This window comes from Methylobacterium sp. Leaf112 (genome assembly GCF_001423295.1).
GTDB lineage: Bacteria > Pseudomonadota > Alphaproteobacteria > Rhizobiales > Beijerinckiaceae > Methylobacterium.
The window spans coordinates 510,082-525,489 of sequence record NZ_LMNG01000031.1 but is presented as its reverse complement, the minus strand read 5'-3'; the positions used below and the strand labels follow the sequence as shown (position 1 = coordinate 525,489).

Here is a 15,408-nt window from a genome sequence, read left to right as displayed (position 1 = left end):
GCGCGCCTGGCAGCGCATGCTCTCGGGCCGGCGCCTCGACCTCCTCGACCCGTCGCCCGACGACATCGAGATCGCCGACATCGCCCACGGCCTCGCCCGCGTCGCCCGCTGGAACGGCCAGACGGCCGGGCCGCACGTGTTCTCCGTGGCCCAGCATTCCCTGCTGGTGGAGGCCATCGGCGCCGGCCTCGTGCCCGGCCTCGCCCCGGCCCGGCGCCTCGAACTCCTCCTGCACGACGCGCCCGAATACGTGATCGGCGACATCATCTCGCCGTTCAAGGCGGCCATCGGCGATTCCTACAAGGCGGTGGAACGGCGTCTCCTCGCCGCCATCCGTGCCCGCTTCGGCCTGCCGGAGCCGAGTCTCGAGGAGGTCCGCCTGGTGAAGCGCGCCGACGGAATCGCCGCCTATTGGGAGGCGGTCCGGCTCGCCGGCTTCGACCGTGCGGAAGCCGCCGCCGTCTTCGGCGAGCCGGGCCCCCTCACCGCCGAGGCCGAGGCCCTGATCGAGCCGTGGCCGACCGCCCTGGCCCAGAGTCGATTCCTCGCCCGTTTCCTCGACCGCTCCCAAGCCCCGACGCCGGACACCTGATGCCGACCCTCCACGTCTGCCCCCTGTCGCGCCTGCCCGAAACCCTGGCGGAGACGGGCGCGCGCCGCCTCATGACCCTCATGAAGGCCGGCACCGCCATTGCCCGGCCCGAATCCATCGCCGAGGGCGGGCATTGCGTCATCGAGGTCAGCGACATCGCCGCGGCGATGGACGGCCATGTCCTGGCCGACGAGACCCATATCGGCCGCATCCTCGACTTCGTCGCCGCCTGGGACCGGGCCGACCCCCTGGTGATCCACTGCTACGCCGGGATCAGCCGCTCCACCGCCGCCGCCTACATCGCCGCCTGCGCCCTGGCGCCGGAACGCGACGAGGGGGAGGTCGCCGACGCCCTGCGGGCGGCCGCTCCGAGCGCGACGCCCAACCCGCATTTCGTGGCCATCGCCGACCGGATGCTCGGCCGCGAAGGGCGCATGAGCGCCGCCATCGCCCGGATCGGACGCGGTGCCGACGCGTTCGAAGGCACCCCCTTCACCCTCACGCTGACGTGAGAGCGGCGCATCCCGACAGATGGGCGCACCGGATTTGATGTTCTCGTACAGTCTCTTGAAGCCTTTTTTGCAACCTATTTCTCAGCCCGGAGGGTGTGGCCGAAACGACGCCCCGGCGGGCGAATCGGCCTGCGCGCGCGTTGTCCTCAGGCCCGTGGGGTTGTCGAGCGGACGGGGCCGGGCTTAGACCGGCACGATGAAGGGTAGACTGGAATGACTTCAGCGCGCTCCGCCGCACCGGCGTCGATCGATGCTGGCGCCGATGCCGACGCCGGGCAGGATCTGTCCGCGATACGGGATCTGCCGTTCGAACAGGCCCTCGAACAGCTCGAAGGCATCGTCCGCAGCCTGGAGAAGGGCGACGTGCCCCTCGACGAATCCGTGGCGATCTACGAGCGCGGCGAGGCGCTCAAGCGCCATTGCGACGCGCTGCTGCAGCGGGCCGAGGCGCGCATCCAGAAGATCACCCTCGGTGCCGACGGCAAGGCCGCCGGCACGGCGCCCCTCGACGTGGACTAGCCATGCGCTCGGGGCGCGGACCGGGATGTCCGCCGGCGACGAACGAAGCCCGCGGCTTCATCGGGCCGTGTCGAAATCATCAAGCGCCGCAAGCCTTTGCGCGCATATCTTTCCTCCGGGCGTGAGGTCTGTTCGGTGTCACAGCAAAACTCGATTCTAGACGGTCTCGACGAGACGTCCGCGCTGCGTCGGCTTCCCGAGAGCGATCTGCCTGCGGTGGCCGAGGCGGTGCGGGCCGAGATGATCGNCTCGATTCTAGACGGTCTCGACGAGACGTCCGCGCTGCGTCGGCTTCCCGAGAGCGATCTGCCTGCGGTGGCCGAGGCGGTGCGGGCCGAGATGATCGAGGCGGTGTCGATCACCGGCGGGCATCTCGGCTCGGGGCTSGGCGTGGTCGAGCTGACGGTGGCGCTCCACCACGTGTTCGACACCCCCGACGACCGCATCGTCTGGGACGTCGGCCACCAGGCCTAYCCGCACAAGATCCTCACCGGCCGGCGCGACCGCATCCGGACGCTGCGCCAGCCCGGCGGCCTGTCGGGCTTCACCAAGCGCTCGGAGAGCGTCTACGACCCCTTCGGCGCGGCGCATTCCTCGACCTCGATCTCCGCGGCCCTCGGCATGGCGGTGGCGCGCGACCTCGACGAGGCGGAGGCCAAGGCCAAGGGCGCCCCGGCCCCGAAGCGCCGCAACATGATCGCGGTGATCGGCGACGGCTCGATGTCGGCCGGCATGGCCTACGAGGCCATGAACAACGCCGGCGCGCTGCACTCGCGCCTCATCGTCATCCTCAACGACAACTCGTGGTCGGCGGCGGCACGATGTTCGAGGAGATGGGCTTCCACTACGTCGGGCCCATCGACGGGCACAACCTCGACCACCTGCTTCCCATCCTCAAGAACGTCCGCGACACCGAGCAGGGGCCGATCCTGCTCCACGTGGTCACCCGCAAGGGCAAGGGCTACGCCCCGGCGGAAGCCAGCGACGACCGCTACCACGGGGTCGTCAAGTTCGACGTGCTGTCGGGGGTGCAGGCCAAGGCCAAGCCCAACGCGCCGGCCTACACCCGCGTGTTCGGCGAGAGCCTGATCAAGTGCGCCGACGCCGACCCCAAGGTGGTGGCCATCACGGCCGCCATGCCGGGCGGCACCGGCATCGACCTGTTCGGCAAGGCGCATCCGGACAGGACCTTCGACGTCGGCATCGCCGAGCAGCACGCGGTGACCTTCGCGGGCGGCCTGGCGACGGAGGGCTACAAGCCGTTCGTGGCGATCTACTCGACGTTCCTGCAGCGGGCCTACGATCAGGTGGTGCACGACATCGCCCTGCAGAACCTGCCCGTGCGGTTCTGCCTGGACCGGGCCGGCCTGGTGGGGGCCGACGGCGCGACCCATGCGGGCGCGTTCGATCTGGCCTATCTCTGCTGCCTGCCGAACATGACCGTGATGGCGGCCTCCGACGAGGCCGAGCTCGTGCACATGGTGGCGACCTGCCACGCCCATGACAGCGGCCCGATCGCCTTGCGCTACCCGCGCGGCGAGGGGGTCGGCGTCGACCTGCCGGAGCGCGGCGAAGCGCTGGCCATCGGCAAGGGCCGGATGGTGCGCCGGCCCGAGGGCGCGCGGGTGGCGCTGCTGAGCCTCGGCACYCGTCTGTCCGAGGCCCTCAAGGCCGCCGATCTCCTCGAGGCCGAGGGCATCGCCGTGACGGTGGCGGATGCCCGCTTCGCCAAGCCYCTCGACGAAGCCATGATCCTCGATCTCGCCGCGAGCCACGAGGTGCTGATCACCCTGGAGGAGGGCTCGGTGGGCGGCTTCGGCGCCATGGTGCTGCATCTGCTGGCCGAGAAGGGCGCGCTGGATGCCGGCCGSGTCCGGGTGCGGACCCTGACGCTGCCCGACACCTACCAGGACCACAACTCCCCCGACGCCATGTACCGCGAGGCCGGCCTCGACGCCGAATCCATCGCCCGCACCGCCCGCGATACCCTGCCCGAGCGACTGACGCTGCCCGACACCTACCAGGACCACAACTCCCCCGACGCCATGTACCGCGAGGCCGGCCTCGACGCCGAATCCATCGCCCGCACCGCCCGCGATACCCTGCCCGAGCGGAAGGCCGGATCGAGCCGCCTGCGCCTCGCCTGACTGGTCCCATCAGGCGCATCCGCGCGGGCCAGCCCCGTGCGGATGCGCCTGGGTGTGACCCGACTGCGCTTGTCGGGGGTCTATTTCGATGACAAAAGCGCCGGGTTCTGCGGTCCCAAACCCGCTGCGCCCCTTTTGCTTTTGAACCCGCGAGAGAAATGCCACAGGCGACCCCCACCGGCCCCTTCGATGCCGGCCCGGTTCTCATCACCGGTGCGAGCGGTTTCCTGGGCGCCGCCCTCGTGGACGTGTTCCGCAAGGCCGGATTTCGGGTGCGGATCATGGTGCGGGCCACATCGCCGCGCACCAATTTGACCTGGACCGACGTCGAGGTGGTCGAGGGCGACATGCGCGACCGGACGGCCGTCGCCGCCGCCTTGCAAGGCCAGCGATACCTCGTGCACGCGGCGGCGGATTACCGCCTGTGGGCGCCGAACCCCGAGGAGATCGTCGCGACCAACCGCGACGGCGCCGTGATCCTCATGGAAGAGGCCCTGCGGGCCGGCATCGAGCGCATCGTCTACACGTCGAGCGTCGCCACCATCAAGCCGCACGACGACGGCACGCCCGCCGACGAGACCCGGCCCCTGACGCCCGGCACCGCCATCGGCGCCTACAAGCGCAGCAAGGTTGTGTCCGAACGGGTCGTCGAGGAGATGGCGGCGCGCAACGGCCTGCCCGTGGTCATCGTCAACCCGTCGACGCCCATCGGCCCCCGCGACGTGAAGCCGACGCCCACGGGCCGCATCATCTTGGAAGCGGCGCTCGGACGCATGCCCGCCTTCGTCGACACCGGCCTCAACCTCGCCCACGTGGACGATGTCGCCTACGGCCATCTGCTCGCGCTCCAGCGCGGACGGGTCGGCGAGCGCTACATCCTCGGCGGCGAGAATGTCCTGCTCTCGCAGATGCTCGCCGACATCGCCGGCATGGTCGGCCGCAAGGCGCCGACGGTGAACCTGCCGCGCGCCGTGGTCTACCCGATCGCGTTCGTCTCCGAGCAGATCGCCCGCTTCACCGGCAAGGCGCCGTTCGCCACCATCGACGGCATCAGGATGTCGCGCTACCGCATGTTCTTCACCGATGCGAAGGCGCGAGCCGAACTCGGCTACACCGCCCGCCCCTACCGCGAAGGCTTGTCCGACGCCATCGCGTGGTTCCGCCAGGAGGGACGCCTCAAGTGAGCGCCACCCTGCAGAACGCCACGGAGGCCCGCTCCGGCAAGGGCCACAAGGACGAGAACTTTCCCGTCGCGTCGCACCTGATCCACCCGAGGAACCGGGGCGCGATCCTGGCCTTCTACGATTTCGTGCGGGCCGGCGACGATGTCGCGGACCACACCACGCTGACGCCCGAGCGTAAGATCGAGCTGCTCGACGCGCTCGCCGACGCCCTTACGGGCAAGGGTCCGTCCGACCCCGAGGCCGAGCCCCTCAAGCGCGAACTTTTCGCGAGAGGCTTGCCGGCGACCCACGCGCTCGAACTCCTCGACGCCTTCCGCCTCGATGCGCGCAAGACCCGCTACGCCGATTGGGACGAACTCATCGCCTATTGCCGGCTCTCGGCCATGCCGGTGGGACGCTACGTCCTCGACGTGCACGGCGAGGATCCGTCCGTGGTCTGGGGGCCGTCCGACGCCATCTGCGCCGCGCTGCAGATCATCAACCACCTCCAGGATTGCGGGAAGGACTACACCCGCAACGACCGGGTCTACCTCCCGCGCGAAACCCTGGAGAAGCATGGCGTGACCGTCGAGGCACTGGGCGCCGCCAAGGCCTCGCCGGCGCTGCGCGCCGTCATCCGCGAATTGGCGACACGCACCATGGGGCTCCTGGACGAGGGCGCCGTGCTGCCCGACCTCATCGCGGACCTGCGCCTCAGCCTCGAGATCGCGGCGATCCACCGCCTCGCGGTCGTGCTGTGCCGGGGCCTGATGGAGCGTGATCCCCTGTCCGAGAAGGTCCATCACGGCAAGGCGGCGTTCGCCCTGACGGCGCTCGGCGGCATCGCCGCGACCCTGGCGCGGCGCCCCCTGCGCGGTCGGACCCTGCGTCGCCATGCGCTGGGGGCACGCGCATGAGCGCCACCGCCACGCCCCTGCCCGAGACGGCGCCCGTCGAGGCCCTGCCGGCGAAATCCTCGTCGTTCTACACCGCCATGCGGCTCCTGCCGAAGGAACGGCGCGAGGCGATGTATGCCGTCTACGCGTTCTGCCGCGCCGTGGACGATGTCGCCGATGACGGCGGTCCCGCCGAGATTCGCCGGGCTGAGCTCGACCGTTGGGCCGCCGACATCGACGCCCTCTATGCCGGACGGCCCGTGCCCCGGGTGCAGGACCTCGTGGTTCCGATCCGGCGCTACGGCCTGTTGCGGGCGGATTTCCACGCCGTCATCGACGGCATGGCCATGGACGCGTTCGAGGACATCGTCGCCCCCGACGAAGCCACCCTCGACCTCTACTGCGACCGGGTCGCCAGTGCCGTCGGCCGTCTCTCCGTACGCATCTTCGGTGTGGCCGAGGCCGAAGGCATTGCGCTCGCCCATCACGAGGGCCGCGCGCTCCAGCTCACCAACATCCTGCGCGACATCGACGAAGATGCCGAGCGCGGCCGCCTCTACCTCCCCCGCGAGAAGCTTTTCGCCATCGGCCTGACCGATCCGACGCCGCAGGCGGCCATCGACCATCCCCGCATCGGCGAAGTCTGTGCCGCCGTCGCGGAGGAGGCGAAGGAGCATTACCGCGAGACCTGGGCGATCATTGCCCGCTGCCCGCGCAAGGTCACCAAGGCGCCCCGTCTCATGGCGGCGGCCTACCGGCTCTACCTCGACGCCGTGCTGGCGCGCGGTTGGGCCAAGCCCCGCGCCCGGGTGAAGCCGGCCAAGGCCGCCCTCGTCGCCGTCGCCCTGCGTCACGGGATCGTCTGATGGCCGGTACCGTCCACGTCGTCGGCGCCGGGCTCGCCGGGCTCTCGGCCGCCGTCTCCCTGGTGGAGGCCGGACGCCGCGTGATCGTGCACGAGGCGGCCAAGCAGGCCGGCGGCCGTTGCCGCTCGTACTACGACCCGACCCTCGGTCTCACCATCGACAACGGCAACCACCTGCTCCTGTCGGGCAACACCTCGGCGCTGGGCTTCATGAAGACCATCGGCACCCCGGCCGATGCCCTCTCGGGGCCGGCCGAAGCCGAGTTCCCCTTCGCCGACCTGAAGACCGGCGAGCGGTGGACCCTGCGCCCCAACGCCGGCCGGATCCCCTGGTGGGTGCTTGCAGCTTCGCGCCGGGTGCCGGGCACCAAGGCATCGGACTATCTCGCCCCCTTGCGCATCCTGAAGGCCGCCGCCGGCAAGGCGCCGGGCCAGGGCGGAACCATCGGCGAGGCCATGGCCTGCGAGGGCCTGCTCTACGACCGCTTGTGGCACCCGGTGCTCATCGCGGCCCTCAACACCGAGCCGAAGGAGAGCGACGTCGGCCTCGCCGCCACGATCCTGCGCGAGACCCTCGGGGCCGGAGGTGCTGCGAGCCGTCCCCTCGTGGCGGTGGCCGGGCTCTCGGCGGCGTTCGTCGATCCGGCTGTGGCCTATCTGGCACGGTACGGCGCCGAAATGCGGTTCGGGCATCGCCTGCGCTCGCTGACGTTCGGCGAGGCCGGGGTCACCGAACTCGTGTTCGGCGACGAGACCCTCGTTCTTGGCGCCGGTGATTCGGTCGTGGTCGCCCTGCCACCCTGGGTGGCGGCGGACCTGATTCCGGGGTTGGCCGCGCCGCAGGCCTACCGCTCCATCGTCAACGCGCATTTCGCTGTGGTTCCGCCCGCGAACGCACCGTTACTGCTCGGCGTGGTGAATGGACTGACGGAGTGGCTGTTCGCCTATCCGGATCGTCTATCCGTGACCATCAGCGGCGCCGATCGCCTCCTCGACGTGCCGCGGGAAGACTTGGGTCGACAAATCTGGGCCGAAGTCTCGACTTTGTGCGGACTTGCGCCAGAACTGCCAAGCTGGCAGATCGTCAAGGAGAAGCGGGCGACCTTCGCGGCGACGCCTGCCGAGGCCGCGCGCCGATCCGGCGCCCAGACGGCCCACCGCAATTGCGTCCTGGCAGGCGATTGGACCGCGACCGGTCTGCCATCGACGATCGAAGGCGCGATCCGGTCGGGAACGACCGCCGCGCACGCACTCGCACGCCCGGCGGGCGAGTGTGCACGGGCACGCGCGCGCGGCGCGGCCTGAGGTATGGCGGCGGCTTTGAAGGCCGGTGGGGCGAGGACGATGCGAGAGGCATTCAAGAAGGTCGAGGCGCTGCAGCGCCCCAAGACGCAGGAGATCTCCATCGAGGATGTGGAGCGCGGCATCACGCGCGCGACGCACGCCCTCGCGGCTCTCTCCCATGCCGACGGGCACCTGTGCTTCGAGCTCGAGGCCGACGCGACGATTCCGTCCGAATACATCATGTTCCACCAGTTCCGCGCGACCGAGATCGTGCCGGGCCTGGAGGCCAAGATCGGCAACTACCTGCGCCGCACGCAAGGCAAGCACGGGGGCTGGTCCCTGGTCCACGACGGGCCGTTCGACATGAGCGCGAGCGTCAAGGCCTACTACGCCCTCAAGTTCACGGGCGATTCCATCGAGGCGCCGCACATGCGCCGTGCGCGCGAGGCGATCCTGTCGCGCGGCGGGGCCGCCAATTCCAACGTCTTCACCCGCTTCCTGCTGGCCCTGTTCGGGCAGGTGCCGTGGCGCGCCGTGCCGGTGATGCCCGTGGAGATCATGCACCTCCCGAAGTGGTTCCCGTTCCACCTCGACAAGGTGTCCTACTGGGCGCGCTGCGTGATCGTGCCCCTGCTGGTGCTTCAGGCCAAGAAGCCCTTGGCCAAGAACCCGCGCGGCCTCGGCGTGCCGGAACTGTTCGTGACGCCGCCCGAGCACGTCCGTCACTGGCCCGGCAGCCCGCACGCGACCTGGCCCTGGACGCCCATCTTCGGGGCCATCGACCGGGTGCTGCAAGTCACCCAGGCGCATTTCCCGAAGAAGCGCCGCCAGCGCGCCATCGACAAGGCCGAGGCCTGGGTCAGCGAGCGCCTCAACGGCGAGGACGGCCTCGGCGCCATCTTCCCCGCCATGGTCAACACCGTGCTGATGTACGACGTGCTCGGCTATCCCGCCGACCACCCGCAGGTGATGATCGCCTGCGAGGCCATCGAGAAGCTCGTGGTGGTCAAGGAGCACGAGGCCTACGTGCAGCCCTGCCTGTCCCCGGTGTGGGATACGGCGCTGGCCGGCCATGCCCTGCTGGAAGCCGGCGGCCCCGAGGCCGAGCGGCAGGCCCGCCGCGGCCTCGACTGGCTCAAGCCCCTTCAGGTCCTCGACATCAAGGGCGATTGGGCGGCGGGCCGCCCGAACGTGCGTCCCGGCGGCTGGGCGTTCCAGTACGCCAATCCCCACTTCCCCGACCTCGACGACACCGCCGTCGTGGTGATGGCCATGGACCGGGCCACCCGTCAGCACGGGCTGGTCGCCGACGTGCCCGACTACGCCAACGCCATTGCGCGGGCCCGCGAATGGGTCGAGGGCCTGCAGTCGAGCGACGGTGGCTGGGCGGCGTTCGACGCCGACAACAACCATCATTACCTCAACCACATCCCGTTCTCGGATCACGGCGCCCTGCTCGACCCGCCCACCGCCGACGTCACCGCCCGCGTCGTCTCGATGCTGGCCCAGCTCGGCGAGACCCGCGACAGCTCGAAGGCCCTCGACCGCGGCGTCTTCTACCTCCTCGCCGACCAGGAAGAGGACGGTTCGTGGTACGGTCGCTGGGGCATGAACTTCATCTACGGCACCTGGTCGGTGCTGTGCGCCCTCAATGCCGCCGCCGTCGATCCGGCGAGCCCCGAGATCCGCAAGGCCGTGGCCTGGCTCATCCGCATCCAGAACCCGGATGGCGGCTGGGGTGAAGACGCATCGTCCTACAAGATCGATCCGGCCTTCGAGCCGGGCTACTCCACGGCCTCGCAGACGGCCTGGGCGTTGCTCGCCCTCATGGCGGCGGGCGAGGCCGACGATCCGGCGGTGGTGCGTGGCATCAACTACCTGACCCGGACGCAAGGGGCCGACGGCTTCTGGTCCGAGGAGCGCTACACCGCCACCGGCTTCCCGCGGGTGTTCTACCTGCGCTACCACGGCTACCCGAAGTTCTTCCCGCTCTGGGCCATGGCGCGCTTCCGTAATCTGAAGCAGTCCAACACCCGGACGGTCGCGTTCGGAATGTAGGGGCGCGCCCGCCCCTACCCGCTCCGGGGAGGGCCGGCTTGGTGTCTGGAAATCCAATGCTCCCCGTCCTCGCCGTCACCGGCCTCGCCAAGGAAGCGCGTCTCGCCGCCGGACCGGGGGTGATCGCCATCGGGGCGGGCGGCGACCCGCGGCGCCTGCGCGCCCTCCTCGAAGTCCGAGTGCCGCCGGAATGCCGCGCGGTGGTCAGCATCGGCATCGCCGGAGGACTCGCGCCCGACCTTGCGGCGGGGGATGTGGTTGTCGCCACCGAGATTGTGGCGGGTGACCGGAGCTATCCAGCCGACAGAGCCGTGGCCGATGCGCTGATGGCCCGGCTCGCGGCGTTGGGCTCCGTCCTGGCGGCCGTCGCCGGCGTGGAAACGGCCATCCTCGCTCCTGCCGACAAGGCCAGCCTCCACGCCCGTACCGGGGCTGTCGCCGTCGATATGGAATCGCACGTCGCCGCCGCCTTCGCGGCCCGGCACGGCCTGCCCTTCGCGGCGATCCGCGTGATCTGCGATCCGGCCAAACGGGCGATCCCGGCCTTCGCGGCGCAGGCGCTGAAACCGAACGGCGAGCCCGACATCGTCGCGGTGCTCATGGCGATCCTGCGCGATCCACGCCAGATCGGCCCCCTCATGCACCTCGCCCGCGATTCCGGGCGGGCTTTCGCGGTTCTCAAGCGGTGCCGGCCCCTGCTCGGTGCGAACCTCGGCGTACCGTAGGAGGAACGGATTTCGGACAACGAAAAGCCCCGCGACACGAAGGTGTCGCGGGGCTTTTCGTTCGGGATCGTTCGGCGCCGGACTCTGCCGGCGCCGAGGCGGCTCAGGCCGCCGTGCGGTTGCGGGCTTCGCGCTTGGTGTCGACGCCGGAGGCTTTGATCTCGGACAGCTTCTGGGCGACGTTGCGCGAGAACACGAACTCGGCCGGGCGCTGCTTGTCGAGATTGATCTCGGGGGCCATCTCGCCCTCGGTCTTGATCCCGCGGATCGCTTGGATGAGCGGCTTCCAGGGCTTGCGCACCGAATCCACCACCGAGGACGCCTCGTAGCCCGAATGGACCATGCAGTCGGCGCACTTTTCGTAGTTGCCGGTGCCGTAGGAATCCCAGTCGGTCTCCTCCATCAGTTCCTTGAAGGTCGCCGTGTAACCCTCGCCGAGCAGGTAGCAGGGCTTCTGCCAGCCGAAAACGGTGCGGGTCGGGTTGCCCCAGGGCGTGCAATGGTAGGTCTGGTTGCCGGCCAGGAAGTCGAGGAACAGGCCCGACTGCTGGAAGGCCCACTTCTGGCGGCCCTTCTCCTTGCCGGCGCGGAACACGCCGCGGAACAGATCCTTCGTCGCCTTGCGGTTCAGGAAGTGCTGCTGGTCGGGCGCGCGCTCGTAGGCGTAGCCGGGCGAGACCGTGATGCCGTCGATGCCCATCTTCGTCACGCTGTCGAAGAAGTCGGCGATCTTGTCCGAGGACGAGTTGTTGAAGAAGGTGCAGTTGATGGTGACGCGGAAGCCCATCTCCTTCGCCTTGGCGATGGCGGCCACGGCCTTGTCGTAGACACCGCGCTGGCACACCGAGCCGTCGTGCATCTCCTTGTCGCCGTCGAGATGGATCGACCAGGTGAAGTACGGGCTGGGCTTGTACTCCTTGATCTTCTTCTCGAGGAGCAACGCGTTCGTGCACACGATCGCGAACTTCTTCTGGGCGATGATGCCCTCGACGATCTGCGGCAGGTCCTTGTGCAGGAGCGGCTCGCCGCCGGCGATGACCACCATGGGGGCGCCGCACTCGCGCACGGACTCGAGGGCATCCGCCACCGGCAGGCGCTTGTTCAGGATCTCGTCCGGGTAATCGATCTTGCCGCAACCGGCGCAGGCGAGATTGCAGCGGAACAGCGGCTCCATCATCATCACGAGCGGGTAGCGCTTGCGGCCGGTGAGGTGCTGTTTCAGGATGTAGCCGCCAATCTTCGCGACGTACCGGAGGGGAATACCCAAGACGTGGCTCCTTGTTGCTGGCCCCGATGTATCGGGCTGCTTAGCGTGAAAAAAATCGGAATTCCAGCGACCTAGATTGGAACCAATCCGAAACGACGCACAACCGACCTCGACCGTGCGGGTTTCCGCGACCCTGGGATAATCCGGCCACAGGGCCGGGGATCGGCGTGCAGTGGGCGTTGGTGACGGGACGGCCAGCCGGAACCCCCAGCCGCCGTGATGGTGGAAGACAAGCCCCCGGATCGTGAGCTTTCTGAGGCGAGGCGTCGTACCGACCGGCGCTTCTTCCTGACGGCGCTGGACTACCGACCTGCATGCCACGCATGCCGTGAAGCCGATTCCGCCTCCGAAAGCCCGGACCTTCGCAAAACATGGGATGCGTTGCATTCTGGACGCAGGACCCTTACTGAGCCAGGCGTCAGGATCGGCGCGTCGCGCGCGGTTTCGTCGTATCGAAGCCGTCGGCCGACCGCCGCCGGGAGGGTGTTCGCATTCGTGGATCGTGCCGATTGGTGATACCCGACGGTCGGACATGGCGCGATCCGCGTGTTCCGGCTCCACGGCCGGTGGTCAAAGACCCCGCCGGCCCCGCCCGGACCACATCGCATAAGCAGGCAGGATACCCGTGATCGAACGGCTCGTCGCGTTTTCCGTCCAGCGCCGCTGGCTGGTCATAGCCCTGGTCGCCCTCGCCACCGCCGCGAGCGCCGGCATGGCCGCCCACCTATTCCGCATCAACACCGATGTGGAGCGGCTGATCGACAAGGACGTCCCCTGGCGCCAGGACGAGATCGCCTACGAGAAGGCGTTCCCGCAGCGGACCGGAACCCTCGTGGCGGTCATCGACGGGAAATCGCCCGAGGAGGCCGAGGAGGCGGCGGCCAATCTCGCCAAGGCCCTGGCCGAGCGCAAGGACACCATCGAGTCCGTCTACCGCCCGGACGGCGGGCCGTTCTACGAGAAGAACGGCTTCCTGCTCATGTCGCAGGAGGAACTGACCAAGACCACGGAGCAGCTCGTCCAGCAGCAGGGCCTGCTCGGGCCGCTCGCCGCCGACCCGTCCCTGCGCGGCATCATGCGGGTGCTCAGCCTCGGGGCGAAGGGCGTCAAGAGCGGCGACGCCAAGGTCGAGGACCTCGACCGGCCGATGGCCCAGATCGACGCGACTTTGCGCAAGGTCCTGGCCGGCGAGCCGGCGCGCCTATCGTGGCAGACGCTCCTGTCCAACGGCAAGCTGCACAGCACCGACCTGCGCAAGTTCGTGATGATCCAGCCGGTGCTGGACTATAACGCCCTTCAGCCCGGCGCCACGGCGACGGCGGTCGTCCGCAAGATCGCGGCGGATCTCAAGATCAACAATGGCGAGTACGAGGTCGGCGGTGGCGCCCGCATGCGCCTGACCGGCCCCGTGGCCGTGGCCGACGATGAGTTCGCGACGCTCGCCGAGGACGCGTTCCTCAACTACAGCGTCACCACCGGCGCCATCGTCCTGTTCGTCTGGCTCGCCCTGCGCTCCGCCTCCCTGGTGGGCGCGGTGCTCATCACCACCTTTGCCGGCCTCATCGTCACGGCGGCCCTCGGGCTGCTGATGGTGGGCGAGCTGAACCCGATCTCGGTCGCCTTCGCCGCCCTCTTCGTGGGGCTCGGAATCGATTTCGGCATCCAGTTCGCCGTCCGTTATCGAGCGGACCGGTTCGAGCAGCCGGACCTGCCCTCGGCCCTGAGTGCCGCCGCGCGCGGCGTTGGCTGGTCCCTGACGCTGGCCGCCATCTCGCTCATCGCCGGCTTCTTCGCCTTCCTGCCCACCGCCTTCCGGGGCGTGTCCGAACTCGGCCTCATCGCCGGCGTCGGCATGATCGTCGCCTACTTGTTCTCGCTCACCCTGCTGCCGGCGCTCATCGCCGTGTTCAAGCCGAAGACCGAGGCGAAGGCCGTCGAGACCGCCTGGATGGCGGGGGTCGACCACTGGATCATCGAGCACCGCAAGGCCGTCCTCATCGGCGTCGGCCTCGTGACCGTGGCGGGCATTCCCCTGCTGTTCAAGCTGCCGTTCGATTCCAATCCGATGCACCTGCGCAGCCCGAAGGTGGAATCGATCGCCACCTATCTCGATCTGATCAAGGACCCGGAGACGAGCCCGAACCTCATCGACGTCCTCGCCCCCTCCCCCGAGGCGGTGCCGGAGATCGCCGCGAAGCTGCGCAAGCTGCCGTCCGTCGCCAAGGTCATCGACATCGACACCTTCGTGCCCCGCGACCAGGACGCGAAGCTCGCCGTCATCGCCGATACGGCCCAGCTTCTCGGTCCGGCCCTGAACCCGGGCCGCAAGCCGCCGCCACCCACGGACGCCGACAACGTCAAGGCGATCAGGGACACGGCCGTTGCCCTGCGGACGCTCACGGCCGCCAAGACCGCCGGTGCCCTCGCGACCACCCTCGATGCCCTGGCGGCGGCGCCCGTCGCCAAGCGCGAAGCCGCCAGCGTCGCCCTGACCACGGACCTCAAGACCTTGCTGACGCGTCTGGGCGGTCTGCTGAACCCCCAGAAGATCACCCTGGCCAACCTGCCGCCCAAGCTGAAGGCGGAGTGGGTCACGGCGGACGGGCGTTCGCGGATCGAGGTCCACCCGAGCGGAGACGCCAACGACAACGTCGTCCTGCGTCGCTTCGCCAAGGAGGTGCAGACCGTGGCGCCGCACGCCACGGGCGCGCCGGTCGCCACCACCTCGTCGAGCTACACCATCCTGGGGGCCTTCGTGCAGGCGGCGCTGACCGCCCTGGTGCTCATCTTCATCATCCTGTCGGTGGCCCTGCGCAAACCCTGGGATGTGGCGATGACCCTCGGGCCCCTGGTGCTCGCGACCCTGTGGACCCTGATGGCGCTGCATATCGTCGGCATGCCGCTGAACTTCGCCAACATCATCGCCATGCCGCTGATGCTCGCCGTGGGTGTGGCTTTCCACATCTACTACGTCATCGCCTGGCGGGCGGGCGTCGCCGACATGCTGGCGTCCAGCCTGACCCGGGCGATCTTCTTCTCTGCGCTGACCACCGGCACGGCGTTCGGCTCCCTCGTGCTGTCGAGCCATCCCGGCACGGCCAGCATGGGCAAGCTGCTGGCCCTGTCGCTGTTCTTCACCCTGGTGGCGGCGTTCTTCGTGGTTCCGGCCTTCCTCGGCCCGCCGCCGAAGCAACCCGACCCGAAGCGCCCCGAGGGTGATACGGCCGTCCCGCCAGATCTTCAGGCCAAGCGGCCCACCGAGGCACTGGCGGCGAAGTAGCCGGAGCCGACATCCGGCAGCCTTGCCGGTTGAGTTCGGAGCGGGCGCGGGGAGCAATCTCGCGCCCGCTTCGCTTTGCCGAACGATCTCGCGCGCCGAA

Annotated in this window: 11 protein-coding genes and 1 pseudogene; 11 read left to right on the top strand and 1 reads right to left on the bottom strand. The window is 69.3% G+C overall.

All coding sequences use genetic code 11. The features are described from left to right. Positions 1 to 16 precede the first annotated feature (16 nt). From ASF52_RS18190 to ASF52_RS18145, 10 genes and pseudogenes are all read left to right on the top strand, one after another. On the top strand, positions 17 to 592 hold the full coding sequence (locus tag ASF52_RS18190; protein WP_056175099.1) for an HD family hydrolase: 576 nt from the start codon (positions 17 to 19) through the stop codon (positions 590 to 592). Continuing rightward, positions 592 to 1,104, top strand: a complete 513-nt coding sequence (locus ASF52_RS18185) for a tyrosine phosphatase family protein (protein WP_056174870.1) — start codon at positions 592 to 594, stop codon at positions 1,102 to 1,104. The genes ASF52_RS18190 and ASF52_RS18185 overlap by 1 nt, the downstream gene beginning before the upstream one ends. Positions 1,105 to 1,317: 213 nt before the next feature. Next, on the top strand, positions 1,318 to 1,623 hold the full coding sequence (locus tag ASF52_RS18180) for an exodeoxyribonuclease VII small subunit (protein WP_056174868.1): 306 nt from the start codon (positions 1,318 to 1,320) through the stop codon (positions 1,621 to 1,623). A gap of 252 nt (positions 1,624 to 1,875) precedes the next feature. Continuing rightward, positions 1,876 to 3,770, top strand: a pseudogene (dxs, locus tag ASF52_RS18175) (1-deoxy-D-xylulose-5-phosphate synthase). A 158-nt stretch (positions 3,771 to 3,928) separates the two neighbouring features. After that, positions 3,929 to 4,954: a hopanoid-associated sugar epimerase gene (gene hpnA, locus ASF52_RS18170; protein ID WP_056174866.1), complete on the top strand. Its 1,026-nt coding sequence runs from the start codon at positions 3,929 to 3,931 to the stop codon at positions 4,952 to 4,954. Then, the gene (hpnC, locus tag ASF52_RS18165; protein WP_056174864.1) at positions 4,951 to 5,850 is read left to right on the top strand and encodes a squalene synthase HpnC; all 900 of its coding nucleotides are present in this window, start codon (positions 4,951 to 4,953) and stop codon (positions 5,848 to 5,850) included. Before hpnA ends, hpnC begins: the two co-directional genes overlap by 4 nt. Then, positions 5,847 to 6,695 (top strand): presqualene diphosphate synthase HpnD, encoded by an 849-nt coding sequence (gene hpnD / locus ASF52_RS18160; protein WP_056174862.1) that lies wholly within the window; start codon positions 5,847 to 5,849, stop codon positions 6,693 to 6,695. Before hpnC ends, hpnD begins: the two co-directional genes overlap by 4 nt. Then, positions 6,695 to 7,999 carry a hydroxysqualene dehydroxylase HpnE gene (gene hpnE / locus ASF52_RS18155; protein WP_056174860.1) on the top strand — a complete coding sequence of 435 codons (1,305 nt, stop codon included), beginning with the start codon at positions 6,695 to 6,697 and terminating at the stop codon, positions 7,997 to 7,999. Before hpnD ends, hpnE begins: the two co-directional genes overlap by 1 nt. Positions 8,000 to 8,038: 39 nt before the next feature. Further along, a complete protein-coding gene (shc, locus tag ASF52_RS18150) occupies positions 8,039 to 10,036 on the top strand; it encodes a squalene--hopene cyclase (RefSeq protein ID WP_056174858.1) in 1,998 nt (665 codons plus the stop codon). Positions 10,037 to 10,092: 56 nt separating this feature from the next. Further along, a complete protein-coding gene (locus ASF52_RS18145; protein ID WP_056174856.1) occupies positions 10,093 to 10,761 on the top strand; it encodes a phosphorylase in 669 nt (222 codons plus the stop codon). Positions 10,762 to 10,864: 103 nt separating this feature from the next. On the opposite strand, the gene hpnH is transcribed toward ASF52_RS18145, so the two are convergent. Continuing rightward, complete coding sequence (gene hpnH / locus ASF52_RS18140) at positions 10,865 to 12,028, bottom strand: adenosyl-hopene transferase HpnH (protein ID WP_056174854.1); 1,164 nt, start codon at positions 12,026 to 12,028, stop codon at positions 10,865 to 10,867. Positions 12,029 to 12,653: 625 nt separating this feature from the next. On the opposite strand from hpnH, the gene ASF52_RS18135 reads away from it, so the two are divergent. Then, positions 12,654 to 15,308 (top strand): MMPL family transporter, encoded by a 2,655-nt coding sequence (locus ASF52_RS18135; RefSeq protein WP_056174852.1) that lies wholly within the window; start codon positions 12,654 to 12,656, stop codon positions 15,306 to 15,308. Positions 15,309 to 15,408 lie beyond the last annotated feature (100 nt).